Genomic DNA, 23,261 nt, shown 5'->3' with positions numbered 1-23,261 from the left:
GCCGCCTTCCGTGCCGGGTGGCGGCTTCGCCTTACCCGGCCTACAATCTCAGGCTAGCGCCGCCGGGCGAACCACGTTGTCAGCAGTTAGAAGATGTTGTTGACGCCTCTTCATCGAGCGCCACGCAGGTGACGTTTGATGTGCGATAGTTGCCTTCCGAGAGTTTACGGGTCAGGCGCAGGGTGGCTGTCTCGCGTGCCAGCAGGTACTGATAGTTCGTCTCCAGTCGCCCAAGGATCTTCTCTTTAAGCTCAGGGCGCAGCTCAATAATGGCGTTCATCACCGCGCCGTAAATCTCCTCTTTGGCCTGCAAGGCATAAATTTCCCGACGGTTCTGCCATTTCAGGCGCACCAGCGTGGCCGGAATCGAAACCAAGTCCTGCGTTATTCGCGTCATCTCGTCATTTTTTATCTTTTTCAGGGCGTCGAGATTCTGCTTTAAGATAAATTCATCGCTTTTCTTATCATCTAAAGTCAAATAAACGTTATTACCGCTATCATCATTCACGTTAATCATCCCCCAGGTTATAAAAAATGGGATTGCTTTTTTCACGCGTAATTAAGTTAAGCCAAATTTCATTGCCAGCTTCATTTATTTGCTGTGTTTTCTCGGCCATTATTTGACTTAGAGCCTGGGCATCTATTTCCCCTTCGGCCTGTAAATCATTTAGCAGATGAACTAAGGCTTCAATCTTGATGGCACGAAATAACCGTTCTTTTAAATGGCGATCGTGCTCTTCCAGCACCATATTACGGGATTTGCCGGTGCGTGAAACACCAATTAATATATCGGCTTCATAGTCGGAGAGTTTTCTTTTTCCTTGAGTGAAATTCGCCTCTTTATCTGCTTCCGTCGAAGGCTGTTCCACAGGCGTAATGTGGTACTTTGCCGGGACAAGATTGTCGGGCAGCATTTTAATTTCCTTTAATTTCAAAAGGGTGGGGTTGGAAAAAGGGTGAGATTCGTTGACAATATCATGAGGCAATTTTAAAATCAAAAAAAATGGAGCCTACCCATGAACAGCATTTTCTTCACGGTCGTAACGTTACTATTACTGACCGCTGGCGTGCTTTTATTGATGCAAGAGTTCAATAAAACGAAAGTGTCAAATGACGCCAGTGAACCACCGCAGCCTGAATTGATGTCCAAAGAGGAGGGGGAAGATCATTTCTCCGTCTTGATGAACGCCGTGACGCCAGTCTGGTACTGGCGGGTGAATCACGAATATATCGATTTTCTCCATGCGACAATTAAGCGAATGAAAATGGCCGAAATTAATGATACGCCCGGTCTGTTCGACGCGCAGCGCCGCTGTAGCGACCTTAATTCGGCGGTCTATAAATATTACGACAATATCAAAAAACGCTGTCTGAATGGCGAGAAGGTGTCGTATTCCGATTTAGACGTATTAAATCTGCGCCAGTGTTTTCGCGAGTTTAGCCTGGAAGCCTACCCGGAACTGGTCGCACTGGTCTGGCCGGAGTATGCGCGTCCGGATGTGGATCCCAACGAGGTATAGTTGAGATATACTGAGCGCTGGTTTCGTTTGCAGACAGGATTTTATGGAACGCTTCTTTGAAAACGCAATGTATGCCTCTCGCTGGCTGCTCGCACCCGTCTATTTTGGTCTCTCTCTGGCGCTGGTCGCCCTGACGATCAAGTTCTTCCAGGAGATATTCCACGTCCTGCCAAACATTTTCTCCGTGGCAGAAGCCGATTTGATTCTGGTTCTGCTGTCGCTGGTGGATATGACGCTGGTAGGAGGATTACTGGTGATGGTGATGTTCTCCGGTTATGAGAATTTCGTCTCTCAGCTTGATATCGCCGAGCACAAAGAAAAGCTCAACTGGCTGGGGAAAATGGACGCCTCATCGCTGAAAAATAAAGTCGCGGCGTCGATTGTGGCGATTTCGTCTATTCACCTGTTACGTGTCTTTATGGATGCTAAAAACGTCCCGGATAATAAGCTGATGTGGTATGTGATTATCCACCTGACGTTTGTACTGTCGGCGTTTGTGATGGGATATCTGGATAAAATCAGTAAGAAATAAATTTACCAGGCCCCTCACCCTGCCCTCTCCCCAGAGGGGAGAGGGTGTTCAAGTTCCCTCTCCCCTCTGGGGAGAGGGTTAGGGTGAGGGGCGAAAGCATCGGACCGCACTATTTATCCGACGACGCCTGCCACAAATTCAGCTCACCATCCGCCACGTGCTGGTCAATCCGCGTCAGTTCATCTTCGGTAAAGCACAGGTTATTCAGCGCCTGAACGTTCTCTTCCAGTTGCTCCGGGCGGCTCGCGCCAATCAGCACTGACGTTACACGTGTATCTTTCAACAGCCAGCTTAGCGCCATCTGCGCCATCGTCTGCCCGCGCGCATGCGCCATCTCGTTCAGCAGACGAAGGCTGCTCAGGTTGGCTTCGGTCAGCATTTTCTCCGTCAGGCCGCGCACTTTTTTCCCTTCGCGCTGCATACGTGAACCGTCCGGAATACCGTTCAGGTATTTTCCGGTCAGCAGGCCCTGCGCCAGCGGGGTAAAGGCGATACAGCCCGTTCCGTTTTTCTCCAGCGCGTCCAGCAGACCAGTCTTGTCGACCCAGCGGTTAAGCAGGTTGTAAGACGGCTGGTGGATCAAAAGCGGGATCTTCCACTCGCGCAGCAATTCGGCCATCGCCGTCGTGCGTTCCGTGGAGTAGGACGAAATGCCGACGTACAGCGCTTTTCCGCTCTGCACCGCGTGTGCCAACGCGGCGGCGGTCTCTTCCATCGGCGTGTTTTCGTCTACGCGGTGAGAATAGAAAATATCCACATACTCCACGCCCATGCGTTTAAGGCTCTGGTCGAGGCTGGCGAGCAGATACTTACGTGAACCACCCGAACCATACGGTCCTGGCCACATGTCGTAGCCCGCTTTGGTGGAGATGATCAGCTCGTCGCGATACCCGGTAAAATCTTCTCGCAGCAGGCGGCCAAAATTTTCTTCAGCGCTGCCTGGAGGGGGGCCGTAGTTGTTGGCAAGGTCAAAATGGGTAATGCCGAGATCGAAGGCCTTACGCAGCAGCGCGCGCTGGGAATCGAGCGCCTGAACGTGGCCAAAGCTGTGCCACAGACCCAGCGACAGCGCCGGTAAGCGCAGGCCGCTTTTGCCGCAGTATCGGTACTGCATGTTTTCGTATCGGCCGGTGTAAGGGTGCCAGGACATGATGTCTCCTTTCTTATCGGTGAATTTTCGAAACAGCGTTTTTATTCTAAGCTTATCAAATCATAAATCATGGAGATAAGCGATGACGCGCCTGACTGCCAAAGATTTTCCGCAAGAGCTGCTTGATTACTATGACTATTACGCCCACGGTAAAATCAGCAAACGCGAATTTCTGAATCTCGCGGCGCGCTATGCCGCAGGCGGCGTAACGGCGCTGATGCTGTTTAATATGCTTAAACCCAACTACGCCCTCGCGGAGCAGGTTAAATTCACCGATCCCGATATTCTTCCGGAATACATCACTTATCCCTCGCCCAATGGTCACGGCGAAGTGCGCGGTTACCTGGTGAAGCCGGCCAAAGCTACCGCGAAAACGCCCGCGGTAGTGGTCGTGCATGAGAACCGGGGGCTGAATCCGTATATTGAAGACGTGGCACGACGCGTGGCGAAAGCGGGGTATATCGCGCTGGCTCCCGACGGCCTGAGCTCGGTGGGGGGATACCCCGGCAACGACGACGAAGGAAAGGTTTTGCAGCAGAAGGTCGACCCGACAAGGCTGATGAACGACTTTTTTGCCGCCATAGAGTTTATGAAAAATCATCCGGAAGCCACCGGGAAGGTGGGGATTACCGGTTTTTGCTACGGCGGCGGCGTATCGAATGCCGCCGCCGTAGCGTATCCGGAACTCGACTGCGCGGTGCCCTTCTATGGTCGTCAGCCGCGGGTGGAGGATGTGCCAAAAATTAGCGCGCCGCTCCTGCTTCATTATGCCGAGCTGGACAAAAATATTAACGAGGGCTGGCCTGCCTATGAAGCCGCGCTGAAATCAAATAATAAGGTTTATGAAGCGTATATCTACCCTGGCGTAAACCATGGATTTCACAACGATTCTACCCCACGCTATGACCAGCCCGCAGCCGAACTGGCCTGGTCGAGAACGTTAAGCTGGTTTAAAAAATATCTGGAATGATAAGCCCTGCTTAAATAAATCATCACAAAGGGTTATCTTTTCCCCTGTCCCTGCCGATAACGAGGGTAGTACTCGCCTCTGGGCGAATTCACCCTCACGGCAAGGAATACTCAATGAAGATGCTTCGTAATTTCACCATCCGTTTCGTCATGCTGACGGTACTGGGGATCTTTTGTGTCATGTGGGCAGGCGTGGGGCTTTATAGCACCTGGTCTCTGTCTCGTGTTTCTGATGGTAATGACGTTGACCGCCAGCTGGTCAGGCAAATGACGGTGCTGAGCCAGGGCAACGATCAGTATTTCCGTTTCGTCACCCGCCTGAGCCGGGCGATGGAAGCTAAAGCAGCGGGCGGCACGCCGGACCTGGCTCCTGCTCAGCAGGCGCTGGATAACATGAGTAAAAAGCTGGCAGAGATGAAGGCTATCTCCCCGGGCCCGATGGATGAAAAGGTCTCTGCGCAGGTGATTTCCACCTGGCAGGCGCTGCTCGATCGGGGCGTTACGCCTCAGATGGTGCAGGCAAAGCAGGCGACGCTCGAAGGCTATCGTCAGCATGCCAACAACGTTACGCCGCCGCTAAGCCGCGCGTTTGGCGCCGCGGTTGAGAACTTTAACAATTCTGCGGTGAAGGCGCTCGACAGTACGCGCGTTGTGGTCGACAGCCTGACCAGCATGACCCGGACGGTGATTATCACCGCCACGATCGTGGGTCTGCTGATCCTGCTGTTCACCGACCGCTACCTGGTGGCGCTGCTGGTAAAACCTCTGGAGCGTATCCGTCAGCAGTTCCGCCAGATTGCGCAGGGCGATCTCAGCCAGCCGATTGAGCCCATTGGCCGCAACTGCGTGGGGCAACTGGTTCCGCTGCTAAGCGCCATGCAGGACAGCCTGCGGGAGGCGGTCAGCACGATTCGTTCCGGCAGCGAGAATATCTGGCGCGGGGCAACGGAGATCTCCAGCGGGAATAACGATCTCTCTTCGCGTACCGAAGAGCAGGCCGCTGCGCTGGAAGAGACCGCGGCCAGCATGGAGCAGCTTACCGCAACGGTGAAGCTGAACGCCGAAAGCGCGCGCCAGGCCAGCCAGCTTGCGGATGTCGCCTCCAGTACGGCCAGCCGCGGCGGGTCGCTGGTAGATGATGTGGTCACGACCATGAGCGGCATTTCGGACAGCTCGAAGAAAATTGCTGAAATCACTACCGTTATCAACAGCATCGCCTTCCAGACCAATATTCTGGCGCTGAACGCCGCGGTGGAAGCGGCTCGGGCCGGGGAGCAGGGGCGCGGTTTTGCGGTCGTGGCGGGTGAGGTGCGTAATCTGGCCAGCCGCAGCGCGAATGCGGCAAAAGAGATCGAAGGGCTGATTGCGGATTCCGTTGCCCGCGTGGAGCAGGGGGCGCAGCTGGTGAACGATACCGGCACGACGATGGAAGCTATCCTGCGCGACGTGACGGAGGTGACCGTCATTATGAAGCAGATCGCCATCGCGTCAGAGGAGCAGAGCAAAGGTATTTCTCAGGTCGGCGTAGCCATCACGCAGATGGACGGCGTGACCCAGCAGAATGCCTCGCTGGTGGAGCAGGTTTCCGCCGCCGCGGCCGCACTGGAACGGCAGACCGAAGAACTCCAGCGCTCAGTGCAGAAGTTCCGTCTCTCCGCGTAACATCATCGCGTCAGGCCGTCTCTGGCGGCCTGACATTTATCGCTCTGAATAATCTGTGTCACCTGCGACAGCTGACCGATTTTCACTTCGCTTGCCCGCATAAATTTACTTTTGTCGATCAGCAGCAGCGACTGGCTGGCCCGGTTTAACAGCAGCGCCTTAAAGCCCGCGTTGTGCTCGGACGGATCCCAAAGGATGCCATGCTCATCAACCCCTTCACACGAGAAGATAAACAGATCGATCTCCAGTCCTTTAAGCTGCGTCACCAGCGCCGGATTAACATAGCAGCGATACTTACGCTCAAGCGTTCCACCGGAACAGATAAGCGTGATCCGCTCGCGCTTCGCCATCTCGTGGCAGACAGGCAGGCTATTGGTAAACACGGTGAGTTCGATATCCGGAAGCTGGCGCGCCAGATGAAAGCAGGTCGAGCTGGCGTCGAGGGCGATGGTCATCCCTTCGCTGATCCAGCCCAGCGCGTGTCGGGCAATATCGGCTTTGTCGGCATAATGGCTTTTCAGGCGTGCGCCAAAGGGTTCACCGCTGTCGCGGCTGTCCGGGTGAATCAGACGCGCACGCCCGTGCTGGCGCAGAAGTTTCCCCTGCTGCTGTAACGACTTCAGATCCCGGCGGATCGTCTCTTTGCTGACGGAGAGCTTTTCAGCCAGGGCATCGGTGGTCAGCCAGTCACTTTTACTCAGCAGGGTGATGATGCTCTGCTGTCGGGTCGCTTTTAGCGTCTGGTCTGACATTCGAGGATCCTTGCTCACGCGTGCTGACTCATTTTTCTCATCGCAAAAGATGGGCGGCGAACCGCCCGGTGATGGGTCAATCCTGACGTTTATCTTCCGTCTGGGTATCGAAGTCGCTCGCTGAATGGCGCTCATGCAGCTGCTCGTTCAGCTCGCCGTTGGTGCGGTTAACAATGCGCCCGCGTTTAACGGCCGGGCGATTCGCCACATCTTTTGCCCAGCGCTGCACGTTGGTGTACTTCCCGGCGTCGAGGAATTCGGCGGCGTTGTAGACGCTGCCCAGCGCCACGCAGCCAAACCACGGCCAGATCGCCATATCGGCGATGGTATATTCCTCACCCGCTACATAACGACCGCGCCCCAGCTGCTTGTCCAGCACGTCGAACAGGCGTTTAGCCTCCATGGTGAAGCGATCGATAGCGTACTCAATCTTCACCGGCGCGTAGTTATAGAAGTGGCCAAAACCGCCGCCGAGGAACGGGGCCGCGCCCTGTAACCAGAACAGCCAGTTCAGGGTTTCCGTTCGTCCTGCCGGATCTTTTGGCAGGAAGTGACCAAATTTCTCGGCCAGATAGAGCAGGATATTGCCGGATTCAAAGACGCGCGTCGGCGGGGTGGTGGAGTGGTCACGCAGTGCCGGGATCTTCGAGTTCGGGTTCACGTCGACAAAACCGCTGGAGAACTGATCGCCCTCACCGATGCGGATTAACCATGCGTCGTATTCCGCGCCCGTCACGCCCAGCGCCAGCAGCTCTTCCAGCATGATGGTAACTTTCTGTCCATTCGGCGTACCCAGAGAGTACAGCTGGAGCGGGTGCTCGCCCACGGGCAGCTCTTTCTCGTGCGTAGCGCCCGAGACGGGACGGTTGATATTGGCGAACGCGCCGCCGTTATTCTGTTTCCATTCCCACACTTTCGGTGGCTGATAGGTGTTATCTGACATGTTGGCCTGCCTTTTTGGTGTTGTGTTGAGGCAGTGTAGCAGGAGATAGGGGAACCGTTTAACGATGCGAGCGTAATGGGCAGGGCGGGTGTATGATAACGCCACCTCTGTCAGTTAATTACAACGTGCAGACGACGACAACCCCACAAAAAAATTGCCGCCTGCCTGTTTTAGGTTGGACACATGCGTAAAGGAACGTTAAGCAGTGACGCACCCTTCGGGACGTTATTAGGCTATGCGCCGGGTGGCGTGGCGATTTACTCTTCAAATTACGGCAGTCTCGATCCGCGTCACTATCCGGAAGACGCGGAATTCCGCAGCTATATCGGCAACGAATACATGGGCCATAAATGGCAGTGCGTTGAGTTTGCGCGCCGTTTCCTGTTTCTCAACCACGGGTTTGTCTTTACCGACGTCGGGATGGCGTGGGAGATCTTCTCCCTGCGTTTTTTACGCCAGGTGGTGAATGACAACATCCTGCCGCTACAGGCCTTTGCTAATGGCTCGAAGCGCGCGCCGCAGGCCGGTGCATTGCTCATCTGGCAAAAGGGCGGTGAATTTCAAGAGACCGGCCACGTCGCCGTCATCACCCAGTTGCTGGACGACAGAGTGCGCATTGCCGAGCAGAACGTTATTCACTCTCCGCTGCCGATGGGGCAGCAGTGGACGCGCGAGCTGCGTCTGAGCGTTGAGAACGGTTGCTATACGCTTCATGATACGTTCAGCGATACCGAGATCCTCGGCTGGATGATCCAGACGGAGGAGACGGAACACAGTATTCCTCAGCCGGAGATCGACGGTGAGCTGCTGAAAATCAGCGGCGCGCGGTTGAAGAACAACCGTCAGTTCGACGGAAAATGGCTCAATGAAAACGACGCCCTGCAACAGGCGTACGTTCGCGCGAACGGCCACGTTATTAACAACGATCCCTGCCAGTACTTCACCATTACCGAAAGTGCCGAGCAGGAGCTGATCAAAGCCACCAATGAACTGCACCTGATGTACCTTCATGCCACCGACAAGGTGCTGAAAGACGACAGCTTACTCGCGCTTTTCGACATCCCGAAAATTCTCTGGCCGCGTCTGCGCCTCTCGTGGCAGTGGCGTCGTCACCATATGATCACCGGTCGTATGGATTTCTGCATGGATGAGCGCGGCATTAAGGTTTACGAGTACAACGCGGATTCCGCCTCCTGCCATACCGAGGGCGGGCTGATTCTTGAAGAGTGGGTGAAAAACGGCTATCGCGGCACCGGCCACAATCCGGCGGAAGGCTTGCTGGAGGAGCTGACCGGCGCCTGGAAGCACAGCCACGCGCGGCCGTTCGTCCATATCATGCAGGACAACGATATCGAAGAGGATTACCACGCGCTCTTTATTCAGCGCTCGCTGATCCAGGCCGGGTTTGAAACCAAAATCCTGCATGGACTGGGCGCGCTGAGCTGGGATGCTGCCGGGCAACTGATTGATGATGAAGGCCGTCACGTCAACTGCGTATGGAAAACCTGGGCGTGGGAAACGGCGATCGAGCAGATCCGCGAGGTGAGCGAAACCGAGTACGCCGCCGTGCCCATCCGTACCGGTCACCCGCAAGGTGAAGTGCGCCTGATTGACGTCCTGCTGCGCCCGGAAGTGCTGGTCTTTGAACCGCTGTGGACGGTGATCCCAGGTAACAAGGCGATCCTGCCGGTGCTGTGGCAGCTGTTCCCGAACCACCGTTACCTGCTGGATACCGATTTTGAGGTGAATGCGCTGCTGAAACGGACAGGCTATGCCGTTAAACCGATAGCCGGACGCTGCGGGAGCAATATCGATCTGATCGGCGCCCAGGATCAACTGCTGGACCAGTCCAGCGGCAAGTTTGTTGACCGCAAAAATATCTACCAGCAGCTATGGTGCCTGCCAAAGGTTGACGGCAGATACATACAGGTCTGCACCTTTACCGTGGGCGGAAACTATGGCGGAACCTGTCTGCGTGGGGATGACTCGCTGGTGGTGAAGAAAGAGAGCGATATTGAACCGCTGATTGTGGTGAAGGATAAATAACGTCTCCCTGTTATAAAAAAGCCCCCGCAGGGTATGCTGCGGGGGCTTTTTATTACTCTTCTTCCTCGACCTGCTGCTCGCTGATCTTCAAATCAATGATGCGGCCGATCTGGTCATGATAGACCGTCAGCAGGTTGTACTGGCTCATCTCGGACATAATTTGCGGCGTGACGTTAAAACTTTGGGCAAGCTCGTCATGGCGCAACATTTGCGGATGACGCCGCCTCACATGCGCGCGGCGGCGATTGTACTGATACCACAGGATCAGCAGCCAGCCGTTGAGCGCGGCAATCAGCAGATAGACCAGTACTGTATTAAAAGAGGCGATAATCACGCTCCAGCGGTGATCGCTCTCCTCGGTTAACTGCATCCACAGCCTGGCATACAGGAAAAACAGGAATCCTCCCCAGGCTATCAGCGTTAATGCGGCATCGAAAAGACGCGGTGCCAGCCGATGTTCAGTCAAAATTAACGTATTCTCGTTCATTGAATGCTCCCTTTTCCCCGGTCCGGACTGATCCAGCGCGCGCGGGCGCGTTTACGTTTAAGCATGACTTTCGGAAATGCCACGAGGGTGGTAAACAGGCCAATCATCCAGTACACCATCGGGAACCAAATCACCCAGAACAGCGAGCCTGCCACTTTCCGCTCGTAGCGCCGCTCGATATACAAACTGACGAGGAATTGCAGCAGGCACATCACCCCCAGCAGCAGCCCGGTAAACGCCGGGGGAAACAGACTCGCAACGGCCAGGTTCGCGGGAAGAGGGATAATATGGCTAAGAATGAACAACACCACGGTCGCTCCATAGGCAAACGCCCACAGCGTTGATAGCGCGTACTCGAGAAACAGGGGCCACATCCGATGATGTTCCCAGCGGGCCATTTTGCGCAGGTTAACCAGAAACACCTCTGCACCGCCCTGAGCCCAGCGCAGACGCTGTTTCCACAGCCCCTTGAGCGTCTCCGGCATCAGGATCCAGCACAGCGCCCGCGGCTCGAAAAAGATATCCCAGTGGCGCAGCTGAAGCTTCCAGCTTATGTCAATGTCCTCTGTGATCATATCCGGGCTCCAGTACCCGACATCCGCCAGCGCCTGTCGGCGAAAGGCGGCGATGACGCCGGAGACCGTAAAGACCCGGCCATAGATCCGCTGCGTTCGCTTGATAAGACCAATAATGGAAGAAAACTCGCCCACCTGAATACGACCAATCAGCGTTGAGCGCGTGCGAATACGCGGATTTCCGGTGACGGCCCCAACGTGGGGATACTGAATCAGCGGTGCCACCAGATACGCGGCCGTATCGCGATCGAGCAGGGCGTCGCCGTCAATGCAGACCAGCAGATCGCCCCGGGCCGCCGCCGCACCAGCCTTGAGCGCCACGGCTTTCCCCTGATTCTCCGCGAGATTAATCACCCGCAGGCGCGGCTGCTCCTGCGCCAGTTGATGCAGCACCTGCGCGGTATTGTCCGAAGAGCCGTCGTTGATGGCGATAACCTCAACATTCCAGTACCGCTGACCCAGCGCGGCGCTAATGGTCTCCCGTGCGTTGCGTTCCTCATTAAAGCAGGGAATAAGAATCGAGATTAACGGTTCACCGGCTAAGGCGGGCGCGGGTGTTGCGTTATCCCACGACCAGTGCCGTTCAAGCTGAAACCAGAAATAGAGGCCGCCGGTTACCCAGAACACGGACATAAACAGCGGCCAGAAAAGACAAAGTCCAGAATCAGTTCGCCGGTAAACAGCGCGGCTACGCCTAACGGCAACCCGAATACCAGACACAAAATAGAGAAGGCGATAATGCGATCAGTCATTGTCAGGATACCAGTACGAAGAAAATTCAGGCCTGATACGCGAAATATCAGGTTGGTTGTTGAGAAAGTCGTCGGGGTAATAACCGTAATTTTTGATGCCGTTCAGCTGGAGCACCTGCATCCACCCCACCAGACGTTCATCGGCTACGGCACGCTGCGGTTTCTGCGCCCAGTCCCTGGCCTGTAGCTCAAAAATCGTTTTATTCAGCGCGCCGGGGCGTGCGGCGACGGCGTTGACTAAACGCGTCAGCCAGGCATTGCTCTCTTCTGCCGGGACGGACTCCATCAGTGGCATTGCCATCGGCACCGTCCAGTCGTAGGCCGACAGAAAATCATCCAGATTTTGCGCAAACCACGCTTCGCTTTCGGGCTGCAGAATGGGGAGGGCGAACATATTGCGCGCGGTCTTGATCTGCGGGCCACGGATGTCCTTCACCGTCTGGCTAAGGGCCTGGGTAAGCCCGATAAGCTGCTGGCTTTTCTGGCGCGTCGTCTCCTGCCCGGCATCGTCAACGTCCGTCAGCACCGCGTCGTCATGGAACAAGATCCCGTTGAAGCTGGCATAGCGGGCCAGATCTTCATAGATCTCCGTCACCTGTTGGCGAACCTGTGGACTCCAGGGGGAGAGCCGGATATAGGGCTCGGCGGCCACGGTCAACTCTCCCGTTTGGCGATCCCGGCGCTGCACGCGCGGCAGGGCTGGACTGAGATCGAAAGAGAGGACCGGCATCCACGCAAAGACTTTCACTCCCGCGCGGGTTTGTAGCTGCCAGGCGACAAAATTAAAGAGATCGGCCCGGACCGGAAGCCGGCGGTTGGGGAAATAGAGCGCGCCGATCCTGCCGTCGCCCCGCGGATCCGAAAACGCCTGGAGAAACACATGGCTGATTTTCATGTCGTAGACCCGCTGGACGAGTTTGTTGATGTTTTTCGTCTGCTGGGCCGGATCGGGATCGTAGACATAATCGAGATCAACATGCATGACGCGCACCGGGTCAAACTCCTGAACGCGGCTAACCGTGTTGGCAAAGGTTTTTATCGACGGATTTCCGGCAATCAGCAGGCGCGGGATGTTGCCGAGGTCGCGCACGTTTGCCAGCCCGTCCTCCAGGGTAAAGGCCAGCTGATAGCCCTGTTTCTGGGCGATAGCGAGCGATGTACCGTTGGCAGCCCCATAGGGCCACACCCAGGCACGCGGCGCTTTTCCCGTCACCTGGGTGATTTTTTCGGTGACTTTCCCTACGTCTGCGGCGATCCGCTGGTTGAAGTGTTCATCGGTTTCGTAATGCCCCGTCGCGTTATCGAAAAAACGGTTGGCGATAGCAGGTTCACGGCTTCCCTGCGGGTTGGCCGGGATGCCGTAATGCGAGGCCCAGGTATGCGAGCCGATTTCAACCAGCGGGGACTGGCTGAGCTCGCGCACCATGTCCCATGTCGCGAACCGATCGCGGGGCGTCATCAGACCGCCGAAGTTAACTTTTTGATTTGCCGGCGTATCCACCCAGCTGCCCACCGGCGCCCACAGCGCAGGAACGTTCCAGGCCTGAAGCAGGGGCCAGACGCGGGTGTAAAAGCTGCTGTAGCCGTCGTCGAAGCTGAGCAAAACGGCTTTCGGCGGCAGCGCTTTTTTTCCTTCATGCGCATCCACAATGTCCTGCACGCTGATGGCGTGATAGCCGTTGTGCAAAAGCCAGCTTATCTGCTCGTTTAACGCGCTGGTGCGAACGGAGAGGTAGCGCTGATCGGCAGCATCATCTTCGACGTCGTGGTAGGCCAGGACCAGAAACTGATTCTCCGGCCAGGGTTTGCTGGCCTCCAGCTGCGGCCTCTCTTCAGGAGCCATAAAGGAGAGCGGCTGCGCGCAGAGGCAGAGCCAGCCGATGACGATCAGGCTTACAGAAAAACGTGTATTCAGCATATTCATCCTTAAAAGCGTAAAGTCGCATCTAACGTGACGGAGAGATTACTCTCGCGTTTGCCGTCGTAAGGGCGTTTATCCCAGTTCAGCATCACGCCAGTATCGAGAACGTTGTTCCACTGAATGCGTTGCCCGTAACCCAGCAGGGTAATGGCGCCAGGCGACTGATTTTTCTGCCAGTAGCTGCCGCCGCCTGCCACGAACTGCTGGCTCCAGAGGGTGTCGTAGTGGCGGTACATCTCATGGTCAACGGACAGGGCTGCCGTCACGGACAGATCCCGTGCCGGGTTGTAATAGAGCGTATTCCGCAGGCTGTTTTTACTGGCGGCGATCCCCGGTTCGAGATCCAGCGTCAGGGTCGGGGTCTGCCAGAGACGCTCTTTCCCAGAGAGGGTGTATTCCTGACGGCGGTTGTGGTCTGAGAAGCGGCTGACGGCGGCGTTGAACTGGTATTCACGTCGCTCGTTTTGATACCAGCGCACCCCACCTTCACCCCGGTTGGCGCTGATCCCATTGCGTAATGCCCGTAAGGGTGTCGCGCGTGATGAGCGCTCGAGGCTACCGCTGACCTGCCAGTTATCACTCAGGCTGTAGGTTGTTGAGAGCCGTGCGCCCGGCCTGTTTGTGCCGTGATAGCGGTTGCTGGAGAGCTCGGCTTCGAGCGTGAGGTCACGTGGGCGCCACTCAACGCCGCCCAACAGGTGGCGGCTGATGCCTTTACCTTCGTCGAAATTCCCCTGTGCATAGCGGGCGCCAGCAAATAGCCGCCAGTTATCCGCCACGGGTGGGCCATAGAGCGTGGCGTCCCAGCTCATGTCGTGGCTACCGCTGACGGGGTTATCTGAGTGCAATCCTTTACCCGCGTTCAGACGCAGCTCTGACATATGGTGGACCGCTCTGAGCCTGTCCAGGCGACGGGCGCTGCGATCGGCGGGGGCGCGAGCAATTACGTCATCAGCCAGTAAATCCATCTGGCGCCACTCCTGAAGGTCCATTGCGACGTAAGCCTGCTGTTTTTCAAGCTCCAGATTCGTGGGTTCGAGCGCCTCTGCTCGTTTAAGCTTTTGCTCGGCCGCGCGCGGCAGGCCCCTGGCCTGAAGCAGGGCGGCATAATCAATCTGTAATCCCTGATTTCCCGGCGCCGTTGACGCCAGACGATACGACAGCTTTTCGGCTTCCGGCAGGGCGTTGGTCGCCAGCAAATAGTTAAGTTTGAGTGACTGTCCGGTGAGCCACCGATCGTTCGGCTGAGCGGTCGGGGATCCGAAATCGTAGCGGGTCCAGGGAACGCTGCGGGTCTCGCGCTCAACGTAGCGGCGGGCGGCCTGATACTGCCCCGTATCCAGCCAGGCATAGAAAAGCGCATGCTCCTCATCCTGCGGATCGGAGGCGTAGTGTGGATAGCGTTGTACAAGCGAGAAGGCGGCGACGGTGTTTTTCTCCTGCAAATATGCAGAGATCACCCAGCCGATGGCCCAGTCCGGCACCGGATGCTGTGCGGTCGTCAGCGCCTCATATTCGCTAATAACCTGCCGGTAATCACCCTGCGCATACAGCGCGCCAAGCCGATCGATACGGGCAAGGATGATGTCTTCAGCCGCCTGCGGTTCGTTTTGCCAGCGGGAAAGCAGGACGTGATAGCGATCTAATGCGTTTTGTGCCAGCCGCAGCCGCTCTTTCTCCGTTCTGCCAGGCACATCCGCCAGGCGTACCTTTTCAGCCGCGGCGTTACGCTCAAGGCGGCGACGCTCCGCGGGGGACATCGCTGCGCTTTGCGACAGCCAGAGTGCGGGTGTGCTTACCCGGTTATCCGTTAATGCATCGATCGTCTCGCGAAGAAGGGCGTTATTCCCTGGTGCGGCGTTCAGCGCGCGCATGTCCGCCAGCAGCCGGTCCCCGTTTTTTCCCTGGCGCATCCAGACATAGGAGAGCGTCTCAAGGTGCGCGGGAGAAGGATCGTCCTTAACCAGCTGCCGGGCTTCCGAAAGCGCGAGGCGATCTCTGCGGGCATCGGCCAGGGTCTTAACATAGCCGATGCGGTAATCGTCGTTATCCGGCGCAAGGCTGAGCGCCTCTTTCCACAGCGATAAGGCGGATGGCCAGGCTTTTTGGTTTCTTCTGGACTGGGCGACAGCAGCGATGGCGCGAGCGGGCAGCGGCATATAAATACCATAACGCTGCCAGACTCGAATAACCTCATCATCGCGTCCTGCCCAGGAGGCTACCTGTAACCAGTCCGCAACCTGTCCAGGTGTTAAGGCATGCTGTTGCTCATAGCGCTGTAGGTAATCAAGAAACAGAGCGTAATTACCGTTACGTGCCTGTTGTATCTGATGCTCATAAACGGATTCATCAGCCTGAACCAGAACAGGAAAGAGTAAAAGCAGGAACAATAATATTGTGGTGCGATAAAAGAATAACGTAGTGAAGCTAAGCGATCTTTCCATATCTATTTGCCATTTGTTTATCGTGAATCCATTGCATAACACGGCCGCCTTTTAACTCTGCGTTAAAGGGCATAAAGGAGAACATTAAATCTGAATGATGCTACGTTATGGGGTACTTACTTAAAGGTAATTATGCGCCCTCATCTCAGTGGTCTGATTGGGCTTAATGTACACCCGATGTGTTGGGGGATAAATAAGTTGAAAAGCGGCTGGGAGGTTTTGAGATAATTCTGGAAGAAGTAAGTTTTTTAGATAATTCAGTGCAGGATTATTCTTTTTAACTGATTGATATTAAATGTTTTTTCTTTTGCTGCTTGCAGTTTTTTTATATTTGAAATGAAGTTCTGCTGAGTTAATTAAAGTACTTTCCGGTGCATGTTTGGGAAGTTTCATGACAAAAATTCTTAATGTTCAGAGAAGTGACTTTTCTGAAATTCTTTTTTATTTATAATTAACGCCAGGCATTGAGTGATAGTCTACAAAAAGTCTAGCTCACCAATGTCATATTGAGGGATGATCAAAGCCAGAAAACATTTGCCGTTAATGTAAAGCGCTATAAACGAAAGCGTCCTTGTTTCTTAAGAGGCGGGCTTGCTTTAATCTAAAAGGGATGATTAGTGGCGACTTCAATAGTGTTAGTGACTCAGGATTGTTTCCTTGTCAGGGGGATGCGGCTATTTTTCCCGGATATAATTTGCCTCTGTTCGATAGACAGAAACATATTTGATACCGACGCAAATGAATATACTGTACTGATTGATAGCCGTACGCCGCTCCGTTTATATGATTACCTGATACGCCATCCGGCCAGAACGAGAAAAACCATCTGCTGCGTTATGCTGGATATGCGCCCTCGAGAGGAGGATCTGCACAGTATGAAGCTGTTTATGAACACGTCGCTTACGCCTCCGGATATGGCGTCGTTATTCAATCTGGTGCTTGATATGAAAGGCTGGCGTCTGACAACCAAATGGCTGCTTAACTTACGGCTGAGTAGACATGAAGCGATAATGCTCCGGTTGCTGAAGGCAGGGAGGCCAATGGAAGAGATTGCAGATAAGCTGAATATGTCGGTTAAAAGCCTCTATCGCAAGCGAACGGCGCTATCGGAGCGGTTAGGGGCAGGGAACTTCAACGAGGCGTGTTTGTTTATCTTCAAAAACAAACTGCTGGACGCGGCTGGGAACGATCCCTAGCTTCGTCAGAAGCCAAAAGCACAAACCCGCCACGAGGGCGGGTTCTTTTAATGGAAATAATTCAGAACGACCAGCGCAGATTGGCGTTCACCGAGTTGACGCGGGTATCCGCACCATATTGTCCCTGATAACCCACATCCAGCGTCGCAGCACGCGACAGCTGTACGCTCACGCCGATATCACCCACCATTACGTCCTCATCCACGGCTTGCCCCTGAGTAATGAACGCGTCGCTGCCCGCAAACGCCATGCGCGAAGAGGTATTTTTATCGCCATAAGCGTGCTGCCATCCCAGCGAACCGTAGAGGTTAACGTTCTTCGGCAGCTCGGTCACACCGCGCACCCCGAGTGTGGAATAGAAGGTGTTCATCGTTTCGTTACGGACGCTCAGCGCAGCGGCACCGCCGTCTTCCCTGAAGCTGTCGGTATGCAGCCGGATGTACGATAAATTGACGAACGGCTCAATATTCCTGTCTGGCTGGCCGAAACGGTAGCCCGCTTCGGTAAACGCCAGCAGCGAGTTAGCGTCGTAATCTGACTTCAGCCGATCCGAGAAGCCGCTGAAATCAACATTGCGCTCGCCCTCGATCTTGTGCCAGGTGTAACCCAGCGCGCCGCGAAGGGAGAACGCATCCTGTTGACCCGCCGCATACAGGCCAAGGTGATAGTTGTCGGTATCCGTTGAGGAGCGACGGCTGTCGACGTCGTAATCACCCCGGCTGTAGCCGAAGTAGCCGCCGACACGCACGTTATGATCCGCCAGCTTGCGATCTGCCCCCAGCAGGAAGCCGGTGGTGTTGCCGTCCAGCTTGCCCACGTTTCCGTCGCCGCTGTTTCGGCTCCAGGAGCTGAAGGTCTGGCCCCAGACGCCATTGTTTTGCGGCTCCGGCTGCTGCACCAGCGACATGGCTAACGGTGGGATCGGCAGGCTGTCGTTATCAAACGCGCGCTGCATACGCTGGTTTAACACGTTAAACACCTGCGTGCTGCCAGCGATCAGGTTGGACTGCATTGATGGATAAACTTCGCCAGACAGCTGGTTGAACGCCTCGCGCGCTTCCGGCGCGCTCAGCAGCAACAGCGAGTTATACAGCGCCAGCGACGGGCCACTTTGCGTCAGCGTGGAGAGCGCGCCAGCGGTATTCCACTGGTTGCTGCTTTGGGCCACGGTCTGGAAAATGCCCGGCTTGCCGCTGCCCGGGTTTTCGCCGCCAGGATTCTCACCGCCCGGGTTTTCACCTCCGGGGTTTTCACCGCCCGGGTTCTCGCCTCCGGGATTCTCACCGCCAGGGTTTTCGCCTCCAGGATTCTCGCCACCGGTTTCTTTCTGCGCGATGGTCAGATCGACGGCGTTGGTGCTTTGCTCAAGCGCCACGTCCAGGAAGGCGGATTTGGAAATCGCTCCGGCGAACTCACCGTCAATTCCCCCGTCGGAGGTCAAAATGCGGTAGCTTTGGCCCGTTTTATAGCTGGTTTGCGGATCCAGCGCGGTGACCTGTACCTTAGCCCGATCGCTGATGGTGGTTTTGCCCGATACCAGTAGCTGGTCGCTGCTGCCATCGCCCGCGATATCCACGTCATAGAAGGATTCGCCGATAAAGTTCAGATAGCGTTTCAGCGTCAACGTACCGATATTGCCGTCGCCAGGCGAGATATGCCCGCCAGACAGGATCTCGGTCTGGCCCAGCGTGCCGTTGCCGCCCAGCGTGCCGCCGGACTTGATTGACGCGGCGCTGCTGTAACCGACCCCGTCGCTGACGTCTGAACCCGCCGTCGCGTTGAGGATCAGCGTACCGCCGTTCTCGGCGCTAAGCGTCTGAACATCAAAAATATCGTCTTCTGGCTGGGTATTAATATTGCTGGCAATGATAACTTTACCGCCCCGCGCGGTTACGTTCGCCTTGAGTGCGGAAAGATCGCCGTTCAGCGTCGTTTGCCCGGAGGTGTTGATCACATCACCTTCACCGCTCATCGTGTTGCTGAAGATGTAATTTCCGTCGGTATGGTTGAAGTAGACATAGCTGCCGAACAGTCCGCCACGCAGGCTGATTGCCGTCTTCGCATCGAGGGTACCTGCGCCGCCCGCCGTGCCAGGTGTTGGCTCAGTTAAACCCGTGCCGGTGTCCATATTGCCGCGGCTGCCGATGATGAGCGCACCCCGGTTCGAGCCGGAACCCGATGTCCCCACGATCAGCGCATTGCTGCCAGCGGAAAATGAACCGCCGTCAATCACAGACAGCACGCCATTGCCGTAATCGCCCACGCTCACGCTGCTGCCGCTGGTAAAGCGCGAGTCCTTGCCCGCAATAACCAATTCGGCGGTTTTCCCTGCGCCGGAGACGCCCGCCACCTGCACGCCGCCAACGTTAACCGCTCCGCCGTCCAGTACGTCCAGGTCGCCATTAAGCGTCAACGTACGGCCAACGTTCCACTGTGAGCCGCTCCCGGTGACGGTGGCTTTCGGGCTCAGCGTGTCGGTTTCACCCGGCCCGGTACCATTCCCGATGCGCGCATCGTAGGCGGTATTGAGCGCCGCGCCGTCCTCAATTGCCAGCGTGGAGCGTGCGCCCAGATCGGTGCCTACGCTCAGAAAATTACTGGTCACGCGAGAACCGGCACCCGTGGCGATAAGGTGGCTGTCGTAGCCGCGGGTGGTGCCGACAACAATCTCCTTTGCGCTGGCCAGCGCGCCCTCTTCAACTCGCAGGGTGCCGAGGCCAAGATTCAGGTCGCCGCGCAGGACGTACCGATCGTTCACCGCGTTAAGCTCAGCGTCTGGCCCACGGACCGTGACCACGCTTTCATAAATTTTGCCATCGAACAGCCGACCGATATTGATGTTATAGGCGGTGATTTTGCCATTATCGATCAGCAGGTTTCCGCGTTGATTACGTCCAACATAAACATCTCCGGTGTAACCCAGCGTTTCGGTAATACGCGAGTCGCCATCAAAAAAGGCATCGGCTGCACGCGCGATATCGGCAGATAAAAACAGTAACAGCGGCGCGGAAAATAGAGCGAGGTAAAGTCTGGAAAGCGGCGTCTTAACCGCTAAAGCATGCGATGTAGAGTTATTCACGGGCTATCTCCGTACTCATTAGCGTGATGTCTGGAAAATCGTTTTTATGAAAACTCAGATACGTCAGAAAATGTAAAAGGCGTTATTTATGTACGCCTTTTGATGCGGCGTTAATTATTTATGTGTGACAACAGGTGTACAGGTTGGCGCGCTTAGCGTCGGTGCGGATCCTAAAATCCCCGGCATCATCATTGATGAACAATCGAAAATACGCCCTTTTTCTGTCGTGGCGCGATAAGACAGTTTTTGTCCTCCCAGTGCGTCCGGCTGGGCGCCATTAACGTTGGTCACGGTTATTTCATCCGATGAGCCCAGTCCCAGCATTTTAGCGGTCTCCGCTTGCAGGAGTGGAATAGCCTGATCGGTTTTCAACGTGGAACAACCGGCTAGCATCAACGTAACGGTTAAAACGATTAGTGGTTTTTTCATAAATTATCCTTGATATCCAACCAGTTAATTTCACTGATTGTATTTATGTTTTCTTTTACCCAAATCAGCGAATAATATATTTCTCTTTCCTAATCGAAAAAACCCTCCTAAAGTAGGGTGGGTAGATAATAATTCATCTGTACTCTAAGATATGCGAAGGTAAAAGGAGGCTCCTTTGGGACAGAATTATGCGTTAGTCGTTGATGACCATCCATTGGTAGCAAGCGGCATCGCCAATTTTCTGATTACACATTGCCAGTTTAAACAGGCGTGTGTGGTGACGAATGAGGATGATTGCTACCGCCAAATTAGGGATCATGGCCCGCCACGTTTGCTGGTAATCGATTTTTGGCTCTCTTCCGGAACGGCCCTGAAATTACTCAAAGAAGTAAAACAACTTTACCCACAGGTACGACTCCTGGTGGTCAGCGGGGATGACAATAATGACATCTGGCGCAAAGTTAATGCCGCCGGGGGCCACGGTTTTGTATTGAAAAGCGAGCCACCTGAGATGTTCTCGCGGGCCGTTTTCGCACTCACTGATAATCAGACCTGGTTTCCTGAGGGAAACGAAATTTCCGTTAAGGCAAATAATGAGAAGTTAAGTAAATTTAACTTAACGCCGCGACAATAGACGTATTAAATATGATTATGCGCGGCCTGCCAAATAAACGAATCGCCGCACAGCTTTCAATTTCTGAGCCCACGGTCAAAGAACACATCAGCAATATATTGAAAAAGATAGGCGTTAACAGCCGGGTTGAAGCCATCACGCTTCTGCATGGCAAGCAGGAACCGTCGGAATGAGGTTTTTCCAGAGCTTACAAAACGAAGGTATATCTGCTCCGGCGCAGATCCGTTTGCTAAACAACACCTTTCTGCGGCTGGTATTTAGCTTTAGTGCTGTGCCCTTTGTGGGTATTCCTTTCGCCATCTGGATTTATATGCTTGGGGACGACCTCGGCCCAACGATTATCTGGATAATTATTTATCTGCTATGTGCCGGGGCGATACGACTATTGCACCGACGCTATCAGCGTGAAGCGAAAGAAAACGGTGATAGGGACGTCCTGCGACGCTGGCTTCCGCGTATTAATAATATCGCCTTTATTCACGGGCTGGGCATTTCTTCGCTCTATTTAATTACTCCACAGACGCAGAATTTTGACTTTTTCCTGTTACTTAATATCAGCATCGCCGCTATCGTCGCCGCCAATGCAACGCATCTGACGCCGGTCATCAGCACCTTTACGCGCTTTTTCTTCGCCTCCTGGGGGGGGCTGAACCTCGGTATTATCTGGCGGCTGGATGAGTTGATGTTCATCGTGCTCATGCTGAATCTGCTTTACGGCTTCGCAATTTACCGCCATGCGTTAACTTCCCATGCGTTCTTTATTCAGCAGGCACTGCTTGAGGAAAAAAGCTCACGCCTGGCGGAACAGTTTCGTCAGGCCAAAGAGGACGCGGAGCAGGCACTGCTGGATAAAAATCAGTTTCTGACCACCGCCAGCCACGATCTGCGCCAGCCCGTACACGCTATGGGCTTTCTGATCGAAGCCATCCTCCACCGAAACCGGGACGACAGCCTGACGCCACAGCTTCTTGACCTGCAGCAGAGCGTTCGCTCGGTACATTTAATGCTCAACTCTCTGCTCGATCTCAGCAAAATAGAATCCGGGAATGTCCTCTCTGTCCCGACCAAAGTGGATATCGGTGCTCTGCTCGACTCGGTCATCACGCTGTTTCGCGAAGAGGCCAACAGCCGCGCGCTTAGGCTGTGCATCCGGCGGCCTAAACGCCGTATCTACGTGATGGGCGATTCGCTGCTGGTGCGACAGTCCCTGATTAACCTGATTCAAAACGCCCTTCGTTACACGCTCCAGGGCGGGGTGCTGGTCGCCATCCGACCGCGCGGTGACGAGTGTATGGTGGAGGTGTGGGACACGGGAGTCGGTATCGCCGATGAAGAGAAGGGCAAAATCTTCTCACCTTACTACCGCCCCGAGCTGGCATGGAAGATCGACAGCGCCGGACACGGGCTGGGACTAGCCGTAGTGGCCCGTTGTGCCAAGCTGATGAAGGTGAAATACGGGATGCAATCCATTGAAGGGAAAGGCTCCCGCTTCTGGATGCGCTTTACCCAATATGCTGGCGAAGATAGCGCGCTGGACACCCCGCCCGCCGCTGATAACACCGCCACGCCGGTACGCTATGCGCCGCTGCACGGTTCCTGCCTGGTCGTCGATGACGACCCGCTGGTGACGTCTGCCTGGGAGAGCCTGATGAGCGTCTGGGGAATCGATGTACGCTGTGCGGCCTCCGCTGAAGAAGCGTTTGCCATCATCGACGACGGCTTTACGCCGTTCGCCGTGCTGTGCGACCAGCGCCTGCGATCCGGCGAAAGCGGCTTCGATATCCTGAAAGCGCTTTTTGAACGTCTGCCGGATATGAGCGGCGCGATAGTCAGCGGCGAATTTAATTCACCGGTTCTGCTGGAGGCGGAGCAGGAGGGGTACCTGGTGCTTCGCAAGCCTCTGGAGCCGGCTAAACTGCATGCGCTGCTGACGCAGTGGTCAGGGTGTCGTGGATAGGGGAATAGATAATAGCAGCATTGCGCTTCACTGTAGGGCCAGATAGTACGCGGTGTCCTGCTGTGATGCCAATGTGTCGGTATGGTTGAGCCGCTGAGGGAGGATTTCGCGGGCCTGATTAATGATTTCATCGTGCATGATTCAGCCTCCTGTGGTGATCTGCATGTTGCTTCTACCGGGCAGGGCGGGAGATGTTGGAAACGGCCCCGAAGG

Annotated in this window: 17 protein-coding genes and 2 pseudogenes; 8 read left to right on the top strand and 11 right to left on the bottom strand. The window is 55.2% G+C overall.

Features of this window, described 5'->3' with window-relative positions; genetic code table 11:
• Positions 1-79: 79 nt before the first annotated feature.
• On the bottom strand, positions 80-517 hold the full coding sequence (locus L3069_RS18940; RefSeq protein ID WP_023298600.1) for a hypothetical protein: 438 nt from the start codon (positions 515-517) through the stop codon (positions 80-82).
• Positions 510-914, bottom strand: a complete 405-nt coding sequence (locus L3069_RS18935) for a hypothetical protein (protein ID WP_023330187.1) — start codon at positions 912-914, stop codon at positions 510-512. Before L3069_RS18935 ends, L3069_RS18940 begins: the two co-directional genes overlap by 8 nt.
• A 102-nt stretch (positions 915-1,016) precedes the next feature.
• On the opposite strand from L3069_RS18935, the gene L3069_RS18930 reads away from it, so the two are divergent.
• Positions 1,017-1,520: an ESA_00282 family adhesion-associated protein gene (locus tag L3069_RS18930; protein WP_023298598.1), complete on the top strand. Its 504-nt coding sequence runs from the start codon at positions 1,017-1,019 to the stop codon at positions 1,518-1,520.
• Positions 1,521-1,563: 43 nt separating this feature from the next.
• The gene (locus L3069_RS18925) at positions 1,564-2,052 is read left to right on the top strand and encodes a TIGR00645 family protein (RefSeq protein ID WP_006811956.1); all 489 of its coding nucleotides are present in this window, start codon (positions 1,564-1,566) and stop codon (positions 2,050-2,052) included.
• A 109-nt stretch (positions 2,053-2,161) separates the two neighbouring features.
• Here L3069_RS18925 and L3069_RS18920 read toward each other — a convergent pair whose 3' ends face one another.
• Positions 2,162-3,202, bottom strand: a complete 1,041-nt coding sequence (locus L3069_RS18920; RefSeq protein WP_038416727.1) for an aldo/keto reductase — start codon at positions 3,200-3,202, stop codon at positions 2,162-2,164.
• A gap of 82 nt (positions 3,203-3,284) precedes the next feature.
• Here L3069_RS18920 and yghX point away from each other — a divergent pair, with 82 nt between their 5' ends.
• Positions 3,285-4,172 carry a YghX family hydrolase gene (gene yghX, locus L3069_RS18915; protein ID WP_023306936.1) on the top strand — a complete coding sequence of 296 codons (888 nt, stop codon included), beginning with the start codon at positions 3,285-3,287 and terminating at the stop codon, positions 4,170-4,172.
• 113 nt (positions 4,173-4,285) lie between these two features.
• Positions 4,286-5,833, top strand: a complete 1,548-nt coding sequence (locus L3069_RS18910; RefSeq protein WP_038416726.1) for a methyl-accepting chemotaxis protein — start codon at positions 4,286-4,288, stop codon at positions 5,831-5,833.
• 2 nt (positions 5,834-5,835) lie between these two features.
• Here L3069_RS18910 and fucR read toward each other — a convergent pair whose 3' ends face one another.
• Both fucR and yghU read right to left on the bottom strand, forming a co-directional pair.
• Complete coding sequence (gene fucR, locus L3069_RS18905; RefSeq protein ID WP_038416725.1) at positions 5,836-6,585, bottom strand: L-fucose operon activator; 750 nt, start codon at positions 6,583-6,585, stop codon at positions 5,836-5,838.
• 76 nt (positions 6,586-6,661) lie between these two features.
• Complete coding sequence (gene yghU, locus L3069_RS18900; protein WP_023298592.1) at positions 6,662-7,528, bottom strand: glutathione-dependent disulfide-bond oxidoreductase; 867 nt, start codon at positions 7,526-7,528, stop codon at positions 6,662-6,664.
• Between the two features lie 183 nt (positions 7,529-7,711).
• Between yghU and gss the strand changes: the two genes are divergently transcribed.
• Entirely contained in the window at positions 7,712-9,574 is a 1,863-nt protein-coding gene (gene gss / locus L3069_RS18895) for a bifunctional glutathionylspermidine amidase/synthase (RefSeq protein ID WP_038416724.1), read from the top strand.
• Between the two features lie 52 nt (positions 9,575-9,626).
• Here gss and pgaD read toward each other — a convergent pair whose 3' ends face one another.
• From pgaD to pgaA, 4 genes and pseudogenes are all read right to left on the bottom strand, one after another.
• A complete protein-coding gene (gene pgaD / locus L3069_RS18890; RefSeq protein ID WP_038416723.1) occupies positions 9,627-10,061 on the bottom strand; it encodes a poly-beta-1,6-N-acetyl-D-glucosamine biosynthesis protein PgaD in 435 nt (144 codons plus the stop codon).
• Positions 10,058-11,388, bottom strand: a pseudogene (gene pgaC, locus L3069_RS18885) (poly-beta-1,6-N-acetyl-D-glucosamine synthase). Before pgaC ends, pgaD begins: the two are co-directional and overlap by 4 nt.
• Positions 11,381-13,306, bottom strand: coding sequence for a poly-beta-1,6-N-acetyl-D-glucosamine N-deacetylase PgaB (pgaB, locus tag L3069_RS18880; protein WP_236901892.1), 1,926 nt, complete (start codon positions 13,304-13,306; stop codon positions 11,381-11,383). Before pgaB ends, pgaC begins: the two are co-directional and overlap by 8 nt.
• Positions 13,307-13,314: 8 nt before the next feature.
• Positions 13,315-15,753: a poly-beta-1,6 N-acetyl-D-glucosamine export porin PgaA gene (gene pgaA, locus L3069_RS18875; protein ID WP_038416720.1), complete on the bottom strand. Its 2,439-nt coding sequence runs from the start codon at positions 15,751-15,753 to the stop codon at positions 13,315-13,317.
• A gap of 668 nt (positions 15,754-16,421) precedes the next feature.
• Here pgaA and L3069_RS18870 point away from each other — a divergent pair.
• Positions 16,422-16,949 carry a LuxR C-terminal-related transcriptional regulator gene (locus L3069_RS18870; protein ID WP_051979844.1) on the top strand — a complete coding sequence of 176 codons (528 nt, stop codon included), beginning with the start codon at positions 16,422-16,424 and terminating at the stop codon, positions 16,947-16,949.
• 61 nt (positions 16,950-17,010) lie between these two features.
• Here L3069_RS18870 and L3069_RS18865 read toward each other — a convergent pair whose 3' ends face one another.
• Both L3069_RS18865 and L3069_RS18860 read right to left on the bottom strand, forming a co-directional pair.
• A complete protein-coding gene (locus L3069_RS18865; RefSeq protein ID WP_063135854.1) occupies positions 17,011-20,028 on the bottom strand; it encodes an autotransporter outer membrane beta-barrel domain-containing protein in 3,018 nt (1,005 codons plus the stop codon).
• A 114-nt stretch (positions 20,029-20,142) separates the two neighbouring features.
• Positions 20,143-20,457, bottom strand: a complete 315-nt coding sequence (locus L3069_RS18860; RefSeq protein WP_003862457.1) for a lipoprotein — start codon at positions 20,455-20,457, stop codon at positions 20,143-20,145.
• 175 nt (positions 20,458-20,632) lie between these two features.
• On the opposite strand from L3069_RS18860, the pseudogene L3069_RS18855 reads away from it, so the two are divergent.
• Positions 20,633-21,264 (top strand): annotated as a pseudogene (locus tag L3069_RS18855) (LuxR C-terminal-related transcriptional regulator).
• Positions 21,261-23,048: a hybrid sensor histidine kinase/response regulator gene (locus L3069_RS18850; protein WP_038416717.1), complete on the top strand. Its 1,788-nt coding sequence runs from the start codon at positions 21,261-21,263 to the stop codon at positions 23,046-23,048. The pseudogene L3069_RS18855 and the gene L3069_RS18850 overlap by 4 nt, the downstream one beginning before the upstream one ends.
• Positions 23,049-23,261: the final 213 nt, after the last annotated feature.

Source organism: Enterobacter cloacae complex sp. ECL411 (assembly GCF_021869665.1).
GTDB classification, from domain to species: domain Bacteria; phylum Pseudomonadota; class Gammaproteobacteria; order Enterobacterales; family Enterobacteriaceae; genus Enterobacter; species Enterobacter intestinihominis.
Note: the sequence above shows the minus strand (reverse complement) of the source record. Positions and strands in the feature narration are given on the sequence as shown.

What these genes read in the sequence shown, in the direction of transcription:
- pgaA (WP_038416720.1), bottom strand. Translation starts at nt 15,753, where the DNA reads ATGGAAAGATCGCTTAGCTTCACTACGTTATTCTTTTATCGCACCACA.
- L3069_RS18930 (WP_023298598.1), top strand. Translation starts at nt 1,017, where the DNA reads ATGAACAGCATTTTCTTCACGGTCGTAACGTTACTATTACTGACCGCT.
- L3069_RS18935 (WP_023330187.1), bottom strand. Translation starts at nt 914, where the DNA reads ATGCTGCCCGACAATCTTGTCCCGGCAAAGTACCACATTACGCCTGTG.
- L3069_RS18940 (WP_023298600.1), bottom strand. Translation starts at nt 517, where the DNA reads ATGATTAACGTGAATGATGATAGCGGTAATAACGTTTATTTGACTTTA.
- L3069_RS18925 (WP_006811956.1), top strand. Translation starts at nt 1,564, where the DNA reads ATGGAACGCTTCTTTGAAAACGCAATGTATGCCTCTCGCTGGCTGCTC.
- L3069_RS18860 (WP_003862457.1), bottom strand. Translation starts at nt 20,457, where the DNA reads ATGAAAAAACCACTAATCGTTTTAACCGTTACGTTGATGCTAGCCGGT.
- L3069_RS18870 (WP_051979844.1), top strand. Translation starts at nt 16,422, where the DNA reads ATGCGGCTATTTTTCCCGGATATAATTTGCCTCTGTTCGATAGACAGA.
- L3069_RS18850 (WP_038416717.1), top strand. Translation starts at nt 21,261, where the DNA reads ATGAGGTTTTTCCAGAGCTTACAAAACGAAGGTATATCTGCTCCGGCG.
- fucR (WP_038416725.1), bottom strand. Translation starts at nt 6,585, where the DNA reads ATGTCAGACCAGACGCTAAAAGCGACCCGACAGCAGAGCATCATCACC.
- pgaB (WP_236901892.1), bottom strand. Translation starts at nt 13,306, where the DNA reads ATGCTGAATACACGTTTTTCTGTAAGCCTGATCGTCATCGGCTGGCTC.
- yghX (WP_023306936.1), top strand. Translation starts at nt 3,285, where the DNA reads ATGACGCGCCTGACTGCCAAAGATTTTCCGCAAGAGCTGCTTGATTAC.
- yghU (WP_023298592.1), bottom strand. Translation starts at nt 7,528, where the DNA reads ATGTCAGATAACACCTATCAGCCACCGAAAGTGTGGGAATGGAAACAG.
- pgaD (WP_038416723.1), bottom strand. Translation starts at nt 10,061, where the DNA reads ATGAACGAGAATACGTTAATTTTGACTGAACATCGGCTGGCACCGCGT.
- L3069_RS18910 (WP_038416726.1), top strand. Translation starts at nt 4,286, where the DNA reads ATGAAGATGCTTCGTAATTTCACCATCCGTTTCGTCATGCTGACGGTA.
- L3069_RS18920 (WP_038416727.1), bottom strand. Translation starts at nt 3,202, where the DNA reads ATGTCCTGGCACCCTTACACCGGCCGATACGAAAACATGCAGTACCGA.
- gss (WP_038416724.1), top strand. Translation starts at nt 7,712, where the DNA reads ATGCGTAAAGGAACGTTAAGCAGTGACGCACCCTTCGGGACGTTATTA.